The following is a 19,951-nucleotide window of genomic DNA, read 5'->3' on the forward strand; positions in this document are numbered from 1 at the left end:
AAAAGTATAGGTCTCCATGGCCTATTTGTTTACCCTTAATGTCTTAAGGGGTGTTGCACTTCAATTTTAAATCGGGCGAAAAAATTATCGTCGTTTCACTCCCATTAAATGAGAAAATCTGGTAAAATAGACGTAAGTTCTAATCGTATGGCCATATTCTCATTAAGTGAAACGAGGTGTTTCGGATGACTCAAGTACGTTACCCAGCTACCCCACTCAAGATTGGCGTTATGATTCTATCATTGGTGATGCTAGCCGCGATGTTACTCGCTAGCAATCCCATCTTAGCCGCCTTTCTGTGTTTCAGTTCGTTGATCACGGCGATGCTTCACTTCAATGTCTTTGAAAGCACAGCCGATAGCCACTCGCTTAACCGTGTTGACCTCGGCATTCAAATTACGTTTCTGGTTCTCTCCATCGTTAAGGCGTTCGCCCTTGGTGGAGGCGCCTAACCACTAGGTCCCGTCATCCCCACGATGATGAGGCCTTTTTCTTTTAGAACGACAAAAAGACCGCGGGCCAATCGCCACTACTAAACTGCTTCAGTAGTCTTGACTGGTCCGCGGTCTTTTAAATTGGCCATTCCTTGCGAATCTCTGAATCTATGCTAAACTCAGAAAAAACGTTTCGAAAGGCGGCTCTTCATGAAAAAATACGCAATCTTTGACCTCGACGACACCCTCCTCGACTTTACGCGTGGCGAAACGGAAGGTGTGACGGCCATTCTCAATCAATATGGCGCCCCCGACGTGTCGGCCGCCATGGACACCTATCTAACCATTAATCACGGTATCTGGCAACGTATCGAACAGGGTGCCGACCGTGGGCCCCTACTAGACACCCGGTTTGCCCGGACCTTCGCTGCATTTGGTATGACCGTGGATGGCCCCACCATCGAGGCCCAGTATAAGAGCATGCTCAACCATAACTACTACACGTTGCCCGGTGCCACGGCATTTCTGACCCAGTTGACTCAGGCCGGCGTGACCGTGATTGCCGGGACTAACGGTACCAAGTCTGTGCAGGAAAGCCGGTTAGCGGGTTCTGGCATTGCCGCATTCTTTGATCAGATTTACATCTCCGAAGACGTCGGCTATGACAAGCCCGACCAACGGTTCTTCGCACCCATCAAGGCGGCCTATCCAGCGATGACGGCGACGAATACGCTCATGGTCGGCGACAGCCTGCGCTCTGACATCCAGGGCGCCATCAATGCCGGCTTAGCCAATGTCTGGTTCAATCCCCACCATACCGCCAATCCAGCAGCGTGCCGGCCCACCTTTGAGGCCGATTCCTACGCCGGGCTCACGCAGCTAATTCTCGCCTAACCCCACTCCATATTCTCCATGTCCACGTGCTCAAAGCGCCGCGGAGTTGGGGTGAGCTTAGGGGTCTTGTCGGTCACGCTGGGTTGTACCAAAAACGCCAGCTCGGCCATTGCTTCCCACTCCCGTTTGGGCAGCAGGACGGCGGCTTGCGTATCATCCCCATCCGTGGGAGTAATGACGACGGTCTCCTGAAGCCGGTGAACGGCGGCCAAAATGACATCTAAATCTTGTTGTGCAGCTAACGGTGTATAGTGTTTCACGAAAACGCCTCCTCTGGGGTAAAAAAGCGCCCGTTAATGTCGGCACTCCAACCCACTAACGGACGGCAATCTCATTTATTTTAGGTGTGGCTTAGCAGCGTCCCCAGCAAAACAGCGGCCAATAGGAGCTGACTGCCCAGTAGGTACCAAGCCTGTTGGTGCCATAATCGACGGGAAGCGGCTGGATAGTGGTGTTGCCGCCGCTGATACCAGCCAACCACGATTGCCACGGCATTGACGACCGACAGCAATCCCAGCACCCGGGCATTCAGCCACGTGGGGTGCCAGAGACCTAATGCGACGTACAGGACGCCCAGGTACAGCAAACCGTGGTAGATTGTATGGTTGCGAGCCAACTGCCCTTTGAGCTGGCTACCGCGTTGCTGTAACCGGTTCATGACGCGATGATGCTGCCAATGACTGGCTAACGCTAACATGATGCCGATGATCAACAGACTCGTTTGCATCTAAAACGCCCCTTGTTTGCAACCAGTGGTTCGCCACCGATTGTCCCTAGATGGTGTTGCTCAAGGCTTTTCCCCATTTAAGGGGGCACACAAGCCGAGTCGACCAAGCCACCCGCATCAGTGCGCCACACTCTTGGTTGTCTCACTACATCCCCCACTTTACCGGATGACTGTTGTGTTTCTGCAAAGAATTGGTAAAGGTCTTGTATACTACACTTTTAATTATCAATATCTGTATTTAATAATTAATTATTAATAATAAATAGGACCCGCATTGGCTAAACTTCTAACCGATGCGGGTCCTATTTTTATTTACTAGCGAATCACTCGGGTGACTAGGCTTTTACTTAGAAAACCACCCACATCAATCGCTAGTTCCGGGTTAACTAGTCAACTTTGGCAATCTTCCCCTGTTCGATGTACACGCTCAGGATGGCGATATCAGCAGGGTTGACCCCACTGATTCGGCTGGCCTGGGCCAACGTCTCGGGTTGGATCTTCTTCAACTTTTGGTGGGCTTCCGTTGCAAGCCCGTCGATGGCATCGTAGTCGATCTTAGCGGGGATGGCCTTGGCTTCCATCCGCTTTAATTTAACCACGTTGTCCTCGGCCTTCTTGATGTAGCCGGCGTACTTCAGGGAAATCTCGATTTCCTCAATGATGTGGCGGTCTAACGGCTGTTCTGGTGCTGGAATGAACTGTGCCAGCGTTTGGTAGTCGACGTATGGCCGACGCAGGAAGACAGCTGCGAGAACGCCATCTTGTAACGGCTTGTCACCGTGACTCTCGATGAAGGCGTTGATCTCAGCACTTGGCTTGATGCGGATGCTGTTTAACCGGTCCAGCTCAGCCTTCAAGGCAGCCTTCTTGGCTAAGAAATCTGCATAGCGTTCGTCGCTGATCAAGCCTAATTCGTGACCCTTGGCCGTCAAACGCAGGTCGGCGTTATCGTGCCGCAAGATCAAGCGGTATTCGGCCCGACTCGTCAACAGGCGGTAAGGTTCGTTCGTTCCCTTGGTAACCAGGTCATCGACCATGACCCCAATGTAGGCGTCAGAGCGCTTCAACGTGAAGCCTGGCTTGCCTAAGGCCCGCAAACCGGCGTTGATTCCGGCTAACAGTCCTTGGCCCGCCGCCTCTTCGTACCCGGACGTCCCGTTGGTCTGACCAGCGGTGAACAGGTTCTTCAAAGGCTTCGTTTCCAGTGTTGGCCGCAATTGGTAGGGCGACACAACATCGTATTCGATGGCGTAGCCTGGCCGCATCATTTGGGCATCCTCTAACCCCTTGATGGAGTGCAAAATCTTCTGTTGCACTTCTTCAGGCATCGAGGTTGACAGGCCCTGAACGTACCATTCGTCGGTGTTCCGGCCTTCTGGCTCCAAGAAGAGTTGGTGCCGGGGCTTGTCAGCGAACCGGACGATCTTGTCTTCGATGGATGGGCAGTAACGAGGGCCGACCCCTTCGATCACGCCGGTAAACATTGGGGCGCGGTCCAGGTTGGCCTTGATGATTTCGTGGGTCTTCTGATTGGTGTAGGTCAACCAGCAAGACAGTTGGTTTTTCAGGTCTAAATAGGCACTGTCTGGCGTGGTGAAGCTAAAGTGGTTCGGCTCCACGTCACCCGGCTGTTCCTCGGTTTCATCATAATGAATCGTATTCCCGTCAACCCGTGGGGGGGTCCCGGTCTTGAACCGTTCCAGGTCAAAGCCGTACTTAGGCAGGTTGGCCGTCAACTTGGTGGCTGGTTGGGAGTTGTTGGGGCCGGAAGAATACATCAGTTCCCCGATGATAATCTTCCCGCGAGCAGCGGTACCGGCCGCAATGACTACGGCCTTGGCGCTGTAGTGGGCCCCGGTGTTGGTGATGACCCCTTTGCAGACGCCATCTTCCACGATTAAATCGTCCACGATTCCCTGACGCAAGGTCAAATTGGGTTCGCGTTCGATGGTGTGCTTCATTTCAGCGTGATAGGCGTGCTTGTCAGCCTGTGCCCGTAAAGCGCGGACGGCTGGGCCTTTACCCGTGTTGAGCATCCGCATTTGGACGTAGGTCTTGTCAATGTTACGGCCCATTTCGCCACCCAGGGCGTCAATTTCACGGACGACGATTCCCTTAGCTGGGCCCCCGACGGACGGGTTACATGGCATAAAGGCCACCATGTCCAGGTTGATCGTCATTAACAGGGTCTTGTTGCCCATTCTAGCAGCGGCCAATGCGGCTTCGCTACCAGCGTGGCCGGCACCCACGACGATGACGTCGTAGTCCTGACCGGGATATGCAATTACTTCAGTCATGCTTCTTTCCCTCCAAGCCTAGTCGCTGATGGGAGCGGCCAAGCGGTCTCTTTTATGGTTTTATTTGCCTAAACAGAATTGGCTAAACAACTGGTCGAGCAACTCGTCTTGGTAACTATCCCCGGTAATTTCACCGAGCAAGTCCCAAGCCCGCGTCATATCGATTTGCACCAGGTCGACGGGCATCCCCGCCGCAATGCCGTGTTGGACGTCATCCAGGGCGTCATTGGCCTGATGTAACAGCCCGATGTGCCGCGCGTTGGTGACCATCACGGTGTTTTGGCTGGACTCGATGCCTTCATCAAAGAACAGGTGCGCGATAGTGGATTCCAATTGATCCATCCCGGTACTTTGTAAAATGGATGTCTCAATAATCGGGCTATCGCCGGCCGCAGCCTTCACTGCGGTCATATCAAGTTGTTTTGGCAGGTCCGTCTTGTTTAAAATAAGGATACGTTGGGTGTCAGCCGTGGCGGTCAACAACTCACGGTCTTCGGCAGTCAGCGGTTCGCTGGCGTTCAGCACCAACATCACCAAATCGGCGGTGTTAATAGCCTTCCGCGAGCGTTCAACACCGATTTTTTCGACCTTATCTTGGGTATCACGAATCCCCGCCGTATCGATCAGCTTGAGCGGCACACCCTTGACGTTGACGTATTCTTCAATCACGTCACGCGTGGTGCCGGCAACGTCGGTTACAATCGCCTTGTCCTCGTGCAACAGGTGGTTCAACAGGCTACTCTTCCCCACGTTAGGCCGGCCGACGATGGCCGTAGCTAACCCTTCGCGCAAGACCTTGCCTTGTTTGGCCGTGGACAAGAGCACCTTGATCTGCTTTTGGACCTCTTGGGCCTTCTCTAGCAGCATTTTGGTGGTCATGGTCTCCACGTCATCGTACTCCGGATAGTCGATATTGACTTCGACTTGGGCCAGGGCATCGAGGATGTCTTGCCGTAAATTACGAATCAATTTAGACAAATCACCATCCAACTGGTCTAAAGCCACCTTCATGGACTTGTCCGTTTTGGCCCGAATCAAGTCCATCACAGACTCGGCCTGAGTCAAATCGATTCGGCCATTTAAGAAGGCTCGCTTGGTGTATTCACCGGGTTCCGCCAACCGGGCGCCATAGCTGAGGCACAGTTGTAAGATCCGGTTCGTGGCCACGATACCCCCGTGACAGTTGATCTCGATGATATCTTCCTTGGTGTAGGTCTTTGGCGCCCGCATCACGGTGACCATGACCTCATCGACCTCTTCGTTGGTTTCGGGGTCCATGATGTGGCCGTAGTGAATCGTGTGCGTCCCAACCTTAGTCAAATCGGCACCCTTAAATAGCTTGTCGGCGACGGCGAAGACCTCTTCTCCACTCAACCGAATGATGGAGATGCCCCCCTCACCAGGCGGGGTAGAAATTGCCGCAATCGTATCAAATTCTGTTGTGGTGACTGCCATGAGCCATCCTCCTTTTTTATCTACGGGTCAAGCAGGTATCTGCCAGCTTACCGGGCGAGAAAACTCATCTGGCATGCTGGCTAACCACCCGTCTAACCCGGCTTGATTATCCTTGTATTGGTTACAGTGACTGTTTTCTTACCAAGCGTTAACGCACCGGGCGTATCATTTAACGCCATAAAAAAAAGCACCTACTCCACGCCACCTAACTGTGCGTGGATAAAGTACTTTCACTACTTTATCGTAAACTTGATAAGAATGATTGTCTTCACTATAAGGGCTAACGCCTCATTTGTCAAACAGAAACTAAGCCGGCTCGATCACAACGGCGCGGTGAGGTTCCTTCCCCGCCGAATAAGTCGTGACGTAGCGGTTCTTTGCCAGGACGGCGTGAATCTGTTTGCGTTCAAACGAGGGCATCGGGTCCAAATAGATGGGCTTACCGGTCGCCACAACCTCGCGGGCCGTGTTTTCGGCTAGCCGCGACAATGTAATCGTCCGGCGTTCGCGGTAACCCGCCACGTCCAACACCGCGTCCACGTGAGCGGCGCCATGATGGTTCAGATACAGTTGCGCCAGGCTCTGCAACGCGTTGATGGTCCGACCGTGTTTCCCGATCAACAGGCCCTCCTTGTCGGTCGTAAAGGACAAGTGGATCTGCCGGTGCGCGGTGCTTTCGACCTCGAGGGTGGCATCGATACCGAGTTGTTCGACGATGGTCGCCAGGTAATCCTGAACACCGTCTATGGCCGCCTGACGCTGCTGACGGCGTTTAGCGGGGTCGACCGGTGCTGGTTCAGGCGCAACCGGTTGTGCGGGCGCAGCCGCCTTTTGGGCTGCGACAGGCGCCGGCTTACCCTTGGGTTGGGTGGCCGCTGAATGTGGCGCCGATTTTGCTGGCGCGGCCTGTTCCTCAGCTATTTCCTTGGCAACGGGCTTCAACGTCACGTCAACCATGGCGTCGCGCCGGCCAATCCCCAGCCAGCCCTTTCGTGGAGCGGTGACCACCTTGGTTACGACTTGGTCGCGACTCGTATTCAAGGCGGTCAGTCCCGCCGCAATCGCTGCCTCTTCCGTTTTCCCCGTGTAGATCGTCATCGTCCATTCCTCCATGTCTTTTTCGCTAAGCACTAGTATACCATAATGCGTCAGGTCCCCGTTACTCGGATGTTCGCGACACCGGATACGTTAGGACCCGAACAACCCGCTGAAAGGAGGTGAAGGTGATTTTGTTAAGGTAACGACGTGGCGTCGAAAGGAAAGCTGTGCCAAGTCCGATCAGTGCCAACCACAACATTAGTGAAACTGGGCCCACCCACTCGTTGTTAGTGACCAGAGGCAGATCAACCTACCCCGCCGTGTCGGTGGTAGTAGCGCGAATTTCTCTACTTAGAGCACGGGACGACCTTTGAGACCGTCCTTCGGCTCAAAGTCGAGGCGGAAGCCCGCCCCTCAGGCTAGAACCGGCCCCATAGCTGGGCAGGTTGAATCTGCCGCCGGGAACGAATGACCATTGCCCGGTTTCACTAACGACAAAAAAGCCGCCCCGGCAAATTGCCAGGACGACTCAGAAATGCATTTTCATTGGTTTTACTTACGTTTACTTTGCTTGGCCCGTCGAACAGCTTTCTTAACGGCGCGGTCATGCTTGGACTTTTCTCTTTCTTTCTCATCGCGTTCCGCTTGGATCTTCCACGGATTTTGAATGAGTAAGGTTTGGCCCACTTGGAAAATGTAGGAAACCGTCCAGTACAGGGACAGTGACGAAGCCACGTTTAAGGCGGTGAAGAAGACCACCACGGGCATCCCGACGACCATCATCATGTTCATGGAGTTGGTTTCCGGTGCTGACTTGGTGGTTAACCACGAACTTGCGAACGTCGCTAAAGCCGCCAAGATTGGCAAAATGAAGTACGGGTCCTTGTGGCCCAATTGTAACCACAGGAAGGTCCCGGACCGCAGAACGGCCGTCCGCCAAATGGCCTGGTACAAAGCCCAGATGATTGGCAGTTGAACCAAGGCTGGCAAACACCCCATTACTGGGTTGATGCCGGCTTCCGAATACAACTTCTGTTGTTCGGACTGCAGCTTAGCCATGGTTTCCCGGTCTTTAGACGAATATTTCTTTTGGAGGGCCTTCAGTTGCGGTTGAACCTCTTGGGTCTTCCGCATGCTGCGCGTTTGGAAGATCATCAGTGGTAACAAGATCACCCGAATGATAATGGTGAAGACGATGATCCCGACACCGTAACTGCCGCCGAACAAGTTGGCCAACCAGATAATCGCCCGCGAGAAGTTTAAGACGATTAAACCGTCCCAGATCCCGGTACTTTGATTGGTGATTGGCTTGTTGCTACAAGCGGAGAGGATAAAGACCAAACTCACAATGCCCAGCATAAGTAGGGTACGTTTGTACTTTTTCACGTTTTTCACGTTTATTCCTCGCTATAGTTGGAATCCAGTAGTTTCGCTAACTTTAACACGTGAATCATGCTGCTTTTCGCATCGGGCATACTGATACCGTCCGCCCGGGGCCGCGCAATCACGAGGAAGTCCACATCCTGTTTCAGGTATGGCTTCAACTCGAGAAGGCTCTGCCGGATCCGGCGCTTCACCCAGTTACGGTGAACGGCGTTACCAATCTTTTTCCCGACGGAAATGCCGACCCGAAAGTGCTTCTGGTTAGGTTTTTCCATTGAGTAGACCACGAATTGCCGGTTTGCGACTGAATTCCTGGTTTCAAAGACCTGCTGAAATTCCGCTTCTTTCTTAATGCGGTAAGATTTTCGCATGTGCATCTCCAAAATTCTCGATTTACAGTCCGCGCGGGATTGGTGTTCCAGTCTCCCCGCAGATAAAATAAAAAGACCACTGAAGCTTCAGCGGCCTATGCAGACAATACTTTACGTCCCTTTTGACGGCGACGTGCTAATACTTGACGGCCATTGCTAGTGCTCATGCGCTTGCGGAAGCCGTGGACACGGGAACGGTGACGTTTCTTTGGTTGGAAAGTGCGCTTCATCGTAAAATCTCCTCTCTTATCTATGACTATTTTTTATCTGGTGTTGCCAGACAAATACTAAATGCATTTCCTGAACATAATAGCATAAAGAAAGGAGAAATGAAACAGCAACTTGGCATTTCATAAAAAAAGTTGTTCCCAGCAAAATTTGTTTCATGCACTTTGCTTGTGGATAACTTGGATTTTTCGAAAAAGTTATTCCGGAGTTGCCAACCGAGTTATCCACCGTTCCACAGCCTGTTTATTTCTAAAAATTAGGATTTGTGTATTCTGTGGATAACTTGTGAAACACTTGTTGCTATCGTGTTTTAAGTCCACAGATAGGTGTGTATAACTATATCGCATGAATTTTATCCACAGATTCTCACAACCCTGTGGATAACTCTATTCACTTCCTGTGAAACAATTATGCACACCCCAGAATACCCTGTGGAAAACTTTTTTTCTTCATGCTACACTGGACTTACGTTTTCGTTTGGTCGGAGTCCGTCCAAACGTCAAATGAGCATCTAAACTAAAATAGGGGGATACATCAGTGCCAGATATGTTAACTTTGTGGGCTGACATCAAAAAGCTGTTTAAAGAAAACAGCCAGACGACAGCCTACGCGACTTGGATTGAAACAGCCAAGCCGATTGCCCTGAACGGCAACAAATTAACGTTGGAACTCCCATCACCCCTGCATCGTGATTACTGGACCCATCAACACCTGGACCAGCAATTGGTAGAATACGCATACCAAGCCGCTCACGAAGATATTCAGCCCGTTCTTATTTTGGAAGGGGAGCGTCAGCAACAAGCAACGCTCAAGGCCAAGACCGCGACCCCTGGGGAAGCAGTCCCAACCGAACCCACGCCAACCTTTATGAAGGAAACGGCGCTGAACTCCCGCTACACGTTTGACACTTTCGTCATCGGAAAAGGCAACCAAATGGCCCACGCTGCGGCCTTGGTGGTCTCCGAAGAACCCGGCGTGATGTATAATCCGCTGTTCTTTTATGGTGGCGTTGGGTTGGGTAAGACCCACTTGATGCACGCGATTGGCAACAAAATGCTAGAAGATCGCCCAGACACCAAGGTCAAATACGTGACTAGCGAGGCTTTCACGAATGACTTTATTAATGCGATTCAAACCCGGACGCAGGAGCAGTTTCGTCAGGAGTACCGCAACGTTGATCTGCTACTGGTCGATGATATTCAGTTCTTCGCTAATAAGGAAGGAACGCAAGAAGAGTTCTTCCATACATTCAATGCCCTCTACGACGACGGCAAGCAAATCGTGCTGACGTCTGACCGCTTACCCAACGAAATTCCTAAGCTGCAAGACCGCCTCGTTTCGCGGTTTGCCTGGGGATTATCCGTGGATATCACGCCGCCAGACTTGGAAACGCGAATCGCTATCTTACGGAACAAGGCCGATGCCGATCAAATTGACATCCCCGACGACACGCTCAGCTACATTGCCGGGCAAATCGATTCCAACGTCCGTGAATTAGAGGGCGCGCTGGCCCGCGTTCAGGCTTATTCGCAGTTGATGCACCAGCCAATCACCACTGACTTGGCCGCAGAAGCGCTGAAGAGTTTGAACCTGGCGAATGCCAGTGATGCCATCACGATTCCCGTGATTCAAGACCGCGTGGCCGACTACTTTAACGTTTCCCTCAAGGATTTAAAGGGGAAGAAACGCAAGAAAGCCATCGTGATGCCCCGGCAAATTGCCATGTACCTTTCTCGTGAACTGACCGAGGCCTCACTGCCCCGTATCGGGAACGAGTTTGGCGGCAAGGACCACACCACGGTCATCCACGCTTACGATAAAATTACCGAATCATTGAAGACCGACGCCGAGCTTCAAAAAGATATTGATAGTCTCAAAGATGAACTGCGGCGCTAGGACGGATCGTCCCGGGTCACCCAATTTTGGCAGACTCGTGACGGTCTTTTTGTGACCAACTGCGGTATGATTAATTGGGTCGCACCTAACACGGTGTGGATAAGATTTTAAAAACATCAAAGTTATCCACAAGTTATCCACAGGTGGAAAGACTAGTAACACAGGATGTTCCGCAAAGTTATCCACAGAATACACCGCTCTACTACGGCTACTATTTTTTTCTTTTAATTAAGTTAAACTACCTGCACCACGAAAAGGAGTGTCAGTTTATGAAATTCACCATCAACCGGGCTGCGTTCATTAAAGAATTGAACAACGTCTCCCGTGCCATCTCATCAAAGACCACGATTCCCATTTTGACAGGGTTAAAAATCGTTGCCAGTGACGCAGGGTTACTTTTAACGGGATCCAACGCAGATATTTCTATTGAAACGTTGATTCGGGCCGATGATCCTGATATTGGTTTAAGTATTGATGAACCGGGTTCCATTGTCTTAACTGCCCGGTTCTTCAGTGAAATCGTCAAGCGGTTGCCCGAAAAGGAAATGACCGTGGAAGTTAAAGACGGGTTCCAAACCGAAATCACTTCTGGTGCCGCAGCCTTTAACATCAACGGCCAAGACGCCAACAACTACCCCCATTTGCCAGAAATTGATGCAGCTGATTCCGTCGTCTTATCTGGCGCCGTCTTCAAGGAATTGATTGGCCAAACGGTTATTGCCGTTTCCAACCAAGAAAGTCGGCCAATTCTGACCGGGGTGCATTTCGTCTTGTCTGAGGACCAGTTCTTAGCCGTCGCCACGGACAGTCACCGGTTGAGCCAACGTCAAATTGCGTTGCCAACCCACAGTGATGCCACCTTTGACGTGATTATTCCTGGGAAGAGTCTAACCGAATTGTCCCGGATGATCGGGGATGACAAGGCTGACGTGAAGATGCAATTCTCAGAAAACCAAGTCCTCTTCCTGTTGGGTGACACGTCATTCTACTCACGTTTGCTGGAAGGCAATTACCCAGACACATCGCGGTTGATTCCCAAGGAAGCCTCCACGACCGTTGAATTCGAAGCACCAGAATTGTTGTCCGCCGTTGAACGGGCCTCTCTGTTGTCTCACGAATCCCGGAACAACGTGGTTAAGCTGACGTTGACGCCCGCCGATAACCAGGTAACCATCTTCAGTAACTCGCCCGATGTCGGGAACGTTGAAGAAGAGCTGGCACCCAAGGCCCTCGATGGGGAAGACCTCGAAATTTCTTTCAACCCTGATTACATGAAGGATGCGCTGCGGTCATTTGGCCAAAGCACGATTCGCGTGGCCTTCACCTCAGCATTACGGCCATTCACGCTGGTCCCAACTGAAGATACCAGCAACTTTATTCAGTTGATCACGCCAGTGCGGACGTTCTAAAATTTCACAAGCAATTTCACAAGCTAATTCACAAGCGCCGTTTCCCGTTGAGGAGACGGCGCTTTTTCTGTGCGCTGTTCGTGATAAAGAGAAAAGGCAAGTGAGGGGACGGGAATCTGAGAGAAAGACGTGCTGCTAGGACTTACTTTGTTGGCCACAGCCTGTGGTTTCCAAAAATGCCGGCCATTAGCACCAAAATTTCTGGACCACGGTCTGGTAGCTGACTTTGTGTCGCGGAGGTCAATTTGGTCTTCGTGACCTGGCCAAGGTACTTTGCGAGGAACCCATTTGGCTATTAGGCTGGCAGACCTATCGATTTTCTGGCAGCTTTCTCGTGAAACTGGTCTAAATTCGCGGCTAAAATGGACCCTTGCGTGCGCAATTGACCCGACTCAGACGTTACATAACGATTTTTATTGAATTTAAAGCTAAAAATTATGGGATTTCGGCCATAACCGGGCTATTTTTGATTCTGAGCAAAGTTACCGGTTTTTTAGCAAAAATATCAAGAATGGTATAAATCGTCTCAGACGGCAAAAATAAGGTTGTTCATCTGTACCTTTTCGTTAAAAAGCGGTATAATATAAGAGAAGAAAATTAAGGGGTGAAATTGTGAAAAAAGAAGTTTTCATTGAGACGCCCTACATGACTTTGGGCCAGATGCTCAAAGAAGAATCCGTTATCAGTACGGGCGGCCAAGCCAAATGGTATTTGCGGGAAAACACCGTAAACGTCAATGACGAGCCAGATAATCGGCGGGGCCGCAAGCTGTATCCAGGCGATACGGTGGAAGTACCTGAAGTAGGATTATTTTTTATACGCTCAAAGCAGGGTGAATAATGTATTTGCAAGAGTTGCAGTTGCAGCATTTTCGCAACTACCCAACTGCTGATCTGCAGCTGGGGAAGGGCATCAACGTTTTGTTGGGAGAAAATGCGCAGGGCAAGACCAATCTATTAGAGGCCATTTACGTGTTGGCGCTGACGCGCAGCCACCGGACGGCTAACGACCATGATTTGGTCAACTGGCAAGCCAAAACGGCGAAGGTCAGTGGCCGGGTGGTCAAAGCTGCCGGGTCGGTCCCGTTGGAGCTGACTTTTTCGCGACAGGGGAAACGCGCCAAGGTGAATCACCTGGAGCAGGCCCGATTGTCCCAGTACGTGGGTCAGCTCAACGTGATTCTATTTGCGCCGGAAGACCTGGCCATTGTTAAGGGGGCGCCATCCGTGCGTCGCCGGTTCATGGACATGGAATTTGGTCAAATGAATCCACGTTACCTCTACAACCTGAGTCAGTACCGCACGTTGTTAAAGCAACGAAATCGCTATCTAAAGGATCTCCAGCACAAGCAAAAAAAGGACCTCCTTTTTTTGTCGGTGTTATCGGATCAATTGGCGGCGTACGGGGCTGAGATTATCGCGCAACGCTTGACCATGCTGCACAAGTTGGAGCATTGGGCCCAGGCGATTCACGCGGAGATTTCACAGCAACGTGAGAAATTGACGTTTCACTACGCCACACAGGTGCCTGACGACCAGTTAACGGACGCCAAGACCATCTGTGCCGCACTAACGGCGCTTTACGCTAAGCAACGCGACAAGGAGCTTTACCAGGGGACAACGCTGGTAGGGCCGCATCGTGATGACTTGCATTTTCAGGTCAACGGCAAGAATGTCCAAACGTTCGGGTCGCAGGGCCAGCAACGCACCACGGCGCTTAGTGTCAAGCTCGCTGAGATTGATTTGATGAAGGAAGAAACCGGGGAATACCCCGTGTTGCTTCTGGATGATGTGCTCTCTGAACTAGATGATGCCCGGCAGACCCACTTGCTGACGGCAATTCAGGATAAAGTCCAAACGTTTATTACCACCACCAGTTTGAGCGGTATCACCCGCCAACTGATTAAGGACCCAACCATTTTTCACGTGGCTGATGGGACCGTGGTGGCCGACGCGTCGCCAGATAACGACGCAGCAACAAAGGAGGATTAGGCAGTGGCTGATTACGAACATGAAACCAAAGCAGAACAGGCGAAGGAATACGATGCCAGCCAAATTCAAGTCTTAGAGGGCTTGGAAGCGGTTCGTAAGCGTCCCGGGATGTACATTGGCTCGACCAGCGCCCAAGGCCTGCACCATTTGGTCTGGGAAATTGTGGATAACGGGATTGATGAAGCCTTAGCGGGCTTCGCCAACGAAATTCACGTGACGGTCAACAAGGATAACAGTATTACCGTGACCGATAATGGCCGAGGGATTCCAATCGATATCCAAAAGAAGACCGGGAAACCAGCGTTAGAAACGGTTTTCACTATCTTGCATGCCGGTGGTAAATTCGGCGGTGGCGGGTACAAGGTCTCCGGTGGTCTGCATGGGGTCGGGGCTTCCGTCGTGAATGCCCTGTCAACTGAACTGGATGCCCAAGTTATTCGTGGTGGCAAGAAGTACGGGATGACCTTTAACCGGGGTCACGTGGTCTCTCCAATGAAGGTGCTCGAAGAGGGCTTGCCCGAAGAACAACACGGCACGATCGTTCACTTCCTGCCAGACCCAGATATCTTCCGGGAAACGACGACGTTTGATATCAAGACGTTACGGACCCGGATCCGGGAACTGGCTTTCTTAAACAAGGGCTTACGCATCACCATCCGTGATGAACGTCCGGAAACGCCAACCGAAGACGACTTCCTCTATGAAGGTGGGATTCGCCATTACGTTGACTATTTAAACGAAAACAAAGAAACCCTGTTCGAACCCCCAATCTACGTTGAAGGGGAAGAAAACGGGATTACGGTTGAAGTGGCCTTACAATACACTGATGATTACCACAACAACCTGTTGACCTTTACCAACAATATCCATACCTACGAAGGTGGGACCCATGAAGAAGGGTTCAAGCGTGCTTTGACGCGGGTCGTGAACGATTACGCCCGGCAAAACAAGCTGATGAAGGACAACGAACCTAACCTGACCGGGGATGACGTCCGGGAAGGCTTGACCGCCGTGGTTTCCGTGAAGCATCCGGATCCTCAATTTGAAGGTCAAACCAAGACCAAGTTAGGGAACTCAGATGCCCGGACCGCCGTGGATCACACGTTTGCTGACCACTTCATGCGTTTCTTAATGGAACACCCTGACGTGGCTCGCAAGGTCGTGGACAAGGGGACGCTGGCGTCTAAAGCCCGTGTTGCCGCTAAGCGTGCTCGAGAAGTTACCCGGAAGAAGAGTGGGTTGGAAATTTCTAACCTGCCTGGGAAATTGGCCGATAACACGTCCAAGGACCCGGCTATTTCCGAACTGTTCATTGTCGAAGGGGATTCCGCCGGTGGTTCTGCTAAGCAGGGTCGTTCGCGGTTGACTCAAGCTATCCTGCCAATTCGGGGGAAGATTTTGAACGTGGAAAAGGCCTCAATGGACCGGATCCTGGCCAACGAAGAAATTCGTTCGCTGTTTACCGCCATGGGGACCGGCTTTGGTAACGATTTTGACGTGTCTAAAGCAAACTATCACAAATTAATTCTCATGACCGATGCCGATGTCGACGGTGCCCATATCCGGACGCTCCTGCTGACGCTGGTCTACCGCTATATGCGGCCATTGTTGGATGCCGGTTACGTGTACATCGCTTGCCCACCTCTCTACCGGGTGCGTCAAGGGAAGATGCAGCGTTACCTGGACAGCGACGATGAATTGAAAGAATTGCTGGGGCAGTTACCACCAGCACCAAAGCCTCAGATTCAACGGTACAAAGGGTTAGGGGAAATGGATGCCGAACAACTTTGGGATACCACGATGAACCCTGACAACCGACGGCTCTTGCGGGTTGACGCCGATGACGCCATCAACGCAGACCAAGTCTTTAGCATGCTGATGGGGGACAAGGTTGCTCCTCGGCGTGAATTCATTGAAGACAATGCCACCTTTGCTGAGTTGGATGTTTAGTCAGTGTTAGGCAAGAACGGAGGGTAAAAATTTGGCTGATGATCAAGATTATTTAGGTCGGATTACCGACGTTGACCTTTCACAAACCATGCGAACATCCTTCTTGGATTACGCAATGAGTGTGATTGTTCAACGGGCGTTACCGGACGTGCGGGATGGCTTGAAGCCAGTCCACCGCCGGATTTTATACGATATGCATGAACTGGGGATTACGCCTGACAAGCCATTCCGGAAATCTGCCCGGATGGTTGGGGATGTCCTTGGGAAATACCATCCACATGGTGATTCCGCCGTGTACGAGTCTATGGTCCGGATGGCGCAAGACTTCTCATACCGGTACATGTTAGTCGATGGGCATGGGAACTTCGGGTCCGTCGATGGTGACGGGGCCGCTGCCATGCGGTATACCGAAGCACGCCTGAGCAAAATTGCGATGGAAATGCTACGGGACATCAACAAGGATACGATTGATTTCCAAGATAACTACGATGGGTCCGAACGGGAACCCGTTGTCTTACCATCACGGTTCCCAAACCTCTTAGTTAACGGGGCTTCCGGGATTGCCGTGGGGATGGCAACGAACATTCCGCCACACAACCTGACCGAAGTTATTAGTGCGCTGCACATTTTGATGGACAACCCAGATGCCAGTCTGGCTGACTTGATGGAGGCCTTACCTGGTCCCGATTTCCCAACTGGTGGGATCGTGATGGGGAAGGCCGCCATTCGCCGGGCTTACGAGACCGGGAAGGGTACCATTACATTGCGGGCCAAGGTTGACATCGAAGAGGAAAAGAACGGCAAACAACGGATCGTGGCTACGGAAATTCCGTACATGGTCAACAAGGCTAAGCTGATTGAACGAATCGCTGAATTGGCCCGGGACAAGCGAATCGAAGGCATCACGGATGTCAACGATGAAACCGACCGGACTGGGATGCGTATCGTGATCGATGTTCGCCGCGATGCCAGCGCCGAAGTCATTTTGAACAACCTGTACAAGATGACCTTGATGCAGACCTCATTTGGGATCAACATGCTGGCCATTGTTAACGGGGCGCCAAAGGTATTGGGCTTAAAGGCTATTTTGCAATACTACTTGGAATTCCAACTGGAAGTTATTCGGCGGCGGACGCAGTTTGAACTGCGCAAAGCTGAGGCCCGGGCCCACATCCTGGAAGGGTTGCGGATTGCCTTGGACCACATCGATGCCATTATCACGATCATTCGTCAATCACAAACGGCCGAGGTCGCTAAGAATGAATTGATGACGCGTTACAGCCTGTCAGATAAGCAATCACAAGCCATTTTGGACATGCGGTTGGTTCGTCTGACCGGTTTGGAACGGGAAAAGGTCGAGAAGGAATACAATGATGTCATGGCAGCTATCAAGGACGACAAGGAAATCTTGGCATCCAAGGAACGCCAACAAGCCATCATTTACCAAGAATTACTCGATATTCAAAACAAGTTTGGGGATGCGCGTCGGACCGAATTAATGGTCGGTGAAGTCCTCAGCTTGGAAGACGAAGACTTGATTGCTGAAGAAGATGTTGTGGTTTCTTTGACCCACAACGGCTACATCAAGCGGCTGCCAACGTCTGAATTCAAGGCACAAAACCGTGGAGGTAAAGGGGTTCAAGGCATGGGCGTGCACGATGATGATTTCATCGAGCACTTGGTCGCAACGTCGACTCATGACATGCTGTTGTTCTTTACCAACACTGGGAAGGTCTACCGGATGAAGGGGTACGAAATCCCTGAGTACGGGCGGACTGCCAAGGGGATTCCGGTCATCAACCTGCTCGGTATCAACACCGACGAGCACGTTCAGGCCGTGATCAACGTGGCTAACCCTGGAAATAACGGCCAACGCGATCTGTTCTTTACCACTGTGCAAGGAACGGTTAAGCGGACGCCAGTTGATGAATTTGCCAACATCCGCAGCAATGGGCTGAAGGCCATCAACTTAAAGGAAAACGATGAACTAATTGACGTCGACATCATTGATGCCGCAGCTAACATGATCATCGGGACCCATTTGGGCTATGCTGTTAGCTTTGCCGCGCAGGACGTCCGTTCCATGGGGCGTTCCGCTACCGGGGTTCGCGGGATTCGTTTACGCGAGAACGATTACGTCATTGGTGCCAGCGTCCTCAAGCCGGACAGCCATGTGTTTGTCATTTCCGAAAAGGGTTATGGGAAGCAAACGGCCGCCAGCGAGTACCCAATCAAGGGTCGGGGCGGTAAAGGTATCAAGACCGTGAACGTGACCGCCAAGAACGGTCCGTTAGCCGGGTTGACCACCTTGAATGGTGACGAAGACCTGATGTTAGTGACCAACAAGGGCGTCATGATCCGCTTTAGCGGGGCTGACGTTTCTGAAACGGGTCGGGCAACCTTAGGGGTTCACCTGATTCGCTTGGCCGATGACACGGCTGTTGCGACCATGGCGAAGGTCGCCAAGGAAGACGAGTCGACTGACGATGACACCACGACTGCCAGCGAGACCCCTGCACCAGCTGAGGATTCAGCTAGTGACGCGGCCACCACACCAGTTGCGGACGATGGTCAGGCAACGACGCCGGATTCCGACGCACCAGAAGCTTAATTAAATTGTTTTTTAGAGAGCTCTGCCAATTTGGTGGAGCTCTTTTTGTTGTTGTGGATTCTGGTTAATTCGGGTTGAATATTTGCATGCATCTAACCAATTATTAGCAGAAGTAGTTAACGCGTTTAGTTAGTATCTATAGAAAATAAAAAGCCCGACTATCGCTTATATATCAGCAATCTGATATCAAATATTTAAATAATTGTATATGGTTTAATCTGTTTACTTTCTCTTGTCGATTTGGTATCTTAGCCTTAATAAGGCATGACGGAAATTAGACTGGAGGAGAATCATGACGTTTGAAATGGTTGGGAGCTACTTACAAAGGTGTCGGCAACAACGGGGACTGGCGTTGACCGCCCTGGCGACGCGGTTATGTCCGTTAAATGTGTTGGCGGCCATCGAACAGGGGCAGCAAACCCCGAGTGTGGCGCAGCTGACGCAACTCTACCGGCAACTGGGCATCGTGCGTAATCAGCCATTGCCACATAGCTACCCCATTCAGCGTCTGCCGACGTTTAGTCAGCAACTGCAGTCTTGGTGGCAAAACCAGAAATACAGCGAGCTGGTGGCCAATATCGCCGCTGGTGACGTGCTCCATCAGTTGACAACGGATACGGATCGGCAGGCTGTGCTGTATTACTATGGTCGGTCACTGGCCATCATTGGGGATGTCGATGCGGCCGAGCTCCATTTGCGCGCGGGCCTGATGTTCATGACGCCCCAGCACCCCAAACAGTACCGCTCATTGGATTTGTTGCTGATGGCTGCGGAGAACGCGGTGAGTGTCCAGACGTGTCAGACGCCTAATTTTGATGGATTTGAACGGGCGTGGACCATCATCCAACAGGACCGGGTATTGGATGATCCGGCCAATTTACCAGCGGTTTACTATCAGCACGCGCAGAGCCTGCTACAGTGCAACGCGCCCGCTGAGGCTAGACGCGTGCTCCAAGCGGGGATTCAGTGGAGTCAGGAGCAACGGTTAGCTTATTTGCTGCCGGACAGCTACTTGTTGTTGGCGTTGGCTTTGAAGATGGTGCCTGGTCGGGTGGAAGCGGAATTGTCATAGAGATGAGCGCAACGGGATGGTTACGCCGAGTGAGGTAAACGCCCCATTGTCGGTGCATGCGGGACGTTCTGCCCGGGCAGTTGCAAATTAATTGAAAAAATTTCAAAAATAAAAAAACCCCCAATTGTCAAATCAAGTGCAACACAGGACAGTAAGGCGTAAGCATAACCGGATGCATGTTCTTGAAGACCTGTG

17 protein-coding genes are annotated in these 19,951 nt (G+C 51.6%); 9 read left to right on the forward strand and 8 right to left on the reverse strand.

Annotated elements, in window-relative coordinates; translation table 11 throughout:
- Positions 1-185: 185 nt before the first annotated feature.
- Together JUF13_RS13695 and JUF13_RS13700 are read left to right on the forward strand one after the other, a co-directional pair.
- Positions 186-452: a hypothetical protein gene (locus tag JUF13_RS13695; RefSeq protein WP_203640137.1), complete on the forward strand. Its 267-nt coding sequence runs from the start codon at positions 186-188 to the stop codon at positions 450-452.
- 192 nt (positions 453-644) lie between these two features.
- Positions 645-1,328, forward strand: coding sequence for a YjjG family noncanonical pyrimidine nucleotidase (locus tag JUF13_RS13700; protein ID WP_203640138.1), 684 nt, complete (start codon positions 645-647; stop codon positions 1,326-1,328).
- On the opposite strand, the gene JUF13_RS13705 is transcribed toward JUF13_RS13700, so the two are convergent.
- The 8 genes from JUF13_RS13705 to rpmH form a co-directional block, all read right to left on the reverse strand.
- On the reverse strand, positions 1,325-1,588 hold the full coding sequence (locus JUF13_RS13705) for a type II toxin-antitoxin system Phd/YefM family antitoxin (protein ID WP_191988070.1): 264 nt from the start codon (positions 1,586-1,588) through the stop codon (positions 1,325-1,327). The two genes, JUF13_RS13700 and JUF13_RS13705, sit on opposite strands and share 4 nt — an antisense overlap.
- 80 nt (positions 1,589-1,668) lie before the next feature.
- Positions 1,669-2,055: a hypothetical protein gene (locus JUF13_RS13710; RefSeq protein ID WP_203640139.1), complete on the reverse strand. Its 387-nt coding sequence runs from the start codon at positions 2,053-2,055 to the stop codon at positions 1,669-1,671.
- 386 nt (positions 2,056-2,441) lie between these two features.
- On the reverse strand, positions 2,442-4,352 hold the full coding sequence (mnmG, locus tag JUF13_RS13715; protein WP_203640140.1) for a tRNA uridine-5-carboxymethylaminomethyl(34) synthesis enzyme MnmG: 1,911 nt from the start codon (positions 4,350-4,352) through the stop codon (positions 2,442-2,444).
- Positions 4,353-4,412: 60 nt separating this feature from the next.
- Positions 4,413-5,807: a tRNA uridine-5-carboxymethylaminomethyl(34) synthesis GTPase MnmE gene (mnmE, locus tag JUF13_RS13720; RefSeq protein WP_203640141.1), complete on the reverse strand. Its 1,395-nt coding sequence runs from the start codon at positions 5,805-5,807 to the stop codon at positions 4,413-4,415.
- 306 nt (positions 5,808-6,113) lie between these two features.
- Positions 6,114-6,905, reverse strand: coding sequence for an RNA-binding cell elongation regulator Jag/EloR (gene jag, locus JUF13_RS13725; protein ID WP_203640142.1), 792 nt, complete (start codon positions 6,903-6,905; stop codon positions 6,114-6,116).
- Between the two features lie 492 nt (positions 6,906-7,397).
- A complete protein-coding gene (gene yidC, locus JUF13_RS13730) occupies positions 7,398-8,231 on the reverse strand; it encodes a membrane protein insertase YidC (protein ID WP_203640147.1) in 834 nt (277 codons plus the stop codon).
- A gap of 11 nt (positions 8,232-8,242) precedes the next feature.
- Positions 8,243-8,599: a ribonuclease P protein component gene (gene rnpA / locus JUF13_RS13735; protein ID WP_125583415.1), complete on the reverse strand. Its 357-nt coding sequence runs from the start codon at positions 8,597-8,599 to the stop codon at positions 8,243-8,245.
- Positions 8,600-8,694: 95 nt separating this feature from the next.
- Positions 8,695-8,829 carry a 50S ribosomal protein L34 gene (rpmH, locus tag JUF13_RS13740; protein ID WP_081624573.1) on the reverse strand — a complete coding sequence of 45 codons (135 nt, stop codon included), beginning with the start codon at positions 8,827-8,829 and terminating at the stop codon, positions 8,695-8,697.
- Positions 8,830-9,364: 535 nt separating this feature from the next.
- Between rpmH and dnaA the strand changes: the two genes are divergently transcribed.
- From dnaA to JUF13_RS13775, 7 genes are all read left to right on the forward strand, one after another.
- Positions 9,365-10,723, forward strand: coding sequence for a chromosomal replication initiator protein DnaA (gene dnaA, locus JUF13_RS13745; protein WP_125764912.1), 1,359 nt, complete (start codon positions 9,365-9,367; stop codon positions 10,721-10,723).
- Positions 10,724-10,992: 269 nt separating this feature from the next.
- On the forward strand, positions 10,993-12,132 hold the full coding sequence (gene dnaN, locus JUF13_RS13750; protein WP_203640143.1) for a DNA polymerase III subunit beta: 1,140 nt from the start codon (positions 10,993-10,995) through the stop codon (positions 12,130-12,132).
- Between the two features lie 612 nt (positions 12,133-12,744).
- On the forward strand, positions 12,745-12,972 hold the full coding sequence (gene yaaA / locus JUF13_RS13755) for a S4 domain-containing protein YaaA (RefSeq protein ID WP_125764917.1): 228 nt from the start codon (positions 12,745-12,747) through the stop codon (positions 12,970-12,972).
- On the forward strand, positions 12,972-14,123 hold the full coding sequence (gene recF / locus JUF13_RS13760; protein ID WP_203640144.1) for a DNA replication/repair protein RecF: 1,152 nt from the start codon (positions 12,972-12,974) through the stop codon (positions 14,121-14,123). Before yaaA ends, recF begins: the two co-directional genes overlap by 1 nt.
- A gap of 3 nt (positions 14,124-14,126) precedes the next feature.
- A complete protein-coding gene (gene gyrB, locus JUF13_RS13765) occupies positions 14,127-16,073 on the forward strand; it encodes a DNA topoisomerase (ATP-hydrolyzing) subunit B (protein WP_203640145.1) in 1,947 nt (648 codons plus the stop codon).
- Positions 16,074-16,161: 88 nt separating this feature from the next.
- Positions 16,162-18,684, forward strand: coding sequence for a DNA gyrase subunit A (gene gyrA / locus JUF13_RS13770; protein ID WP_203640148.1), 2,523 nt, complete (start codon positions 16,162-16,164; stop codon positions 18,682-18,684).
- A 292-nt stretch (positions 18,685-18,976) separates the two neighbouring features.
- Entirely contained in the window at positions 18,977-19,756 is a 780-nt protein-coding gene (locus JUF13_RS13775) for a helix-turn-helix domain-containing protein (protein WP_203640146.1), read from the forward strand.
- The last annotated feature ends 195 nt before the right edge of the window (positions 19,757-19,951 follow it).

This window comes from Levilactobacillus wangkuiensis (assembly GCF_016861605.1).
Classification (GTDB): Bacteria; Bacillota; Bacilli; order Lactobacillales; family Lactobacillaceae; genus Levilactobacillus; species Levilactobacillus wangkuiensis.

What these genes read in the sequence shown, in the direction of transcription:
- JUF13_RS13775 (WP_203640146.1), top strand. Translation starts at nt 18,977, where the DNA reads ATGACGTTTGAAATGGTTGGGAGCTACTTACAAAGGTGTCGGCAACAA.
- dnaN (WP_203640143.1), top strand. Translation starts at nt 10,993, where the DNA reads ATGAAATTCACCATCAACCGGGCTGCGTTCATTAAAGAATTGAACAAC.
- jag (WP_203640142.1), bottom strand. Translation starts at nt 6,905, where the DNA reads ATGACGATCTACACGGGGAAAACGGAAGAGGCAGCGATTGCGGCGGGA.
- mnmE (WP_203640141.1), bottom strand. Translation starts at nt 5,807, where the DNA reads ATGGCAGTCACCACAACAGAATTTGATACGATTGCGGCAATTTCTACC.
- rnpA (WP_125583415.1), bottom strand. Translation starts at nt 8,599, where the DNA reads ATGCGAAAATCTTACCGCATTAAGAAAGAAGCGGAATTTCAGCAGGTC.
- mnmG (WP_203640140.1), bottom strand. Translation starts at nt 4,352, where the DNA reads ATGACTGAAGTAATTGCATATCCCGGTCAGGACTACGACGTCATCGTC.
- JUF13_RS13710 (WP_203640139.1), bottom strand. Translation starts at nt 2,055, where the DNA reads ATGCAAACGAGTCTGTTGATCATCGGCATCATGTTAGCGTTAGCCAGT.
- JUF13_RS13695 (WP_203640137.1), top strand. Translation starts at nt 186, where the DNA reads ATGACTCAAGTACGTTACCCAGCTACCCCACTCAAGATTGGCGTTATG.
- JUF13_RS13700 (WP_203640138.1), top strand. Translation starts at nt 645, where the DNA reads ATGAAAAAATACGCAATCTTTGACCTCGACGACACCCTCCTCGACTTT.
- rpmH (WP_081624573.1), bottom strand. Translation starts at nt 8,829, where the DNA reads ATGAAGCGCACTTTCCAACCAAAGAAACGTCACCGTTCCCGTGTCCAC.
- recF (WP_203640144.1), top strand. Translation starts at nt 12,972, where the DNA reads ATGTATTTGCAAGAGTTGCAGTTGCAGCATTTTCGCAACTACCCAACT.
- gyrA (WP_203640148.1), top strand. Translation starts at nt 16,162, where the DNA reads ATGCGAACATCCTTCTTGGATTACGCAATGAGTGTGATTGTTCAACGG.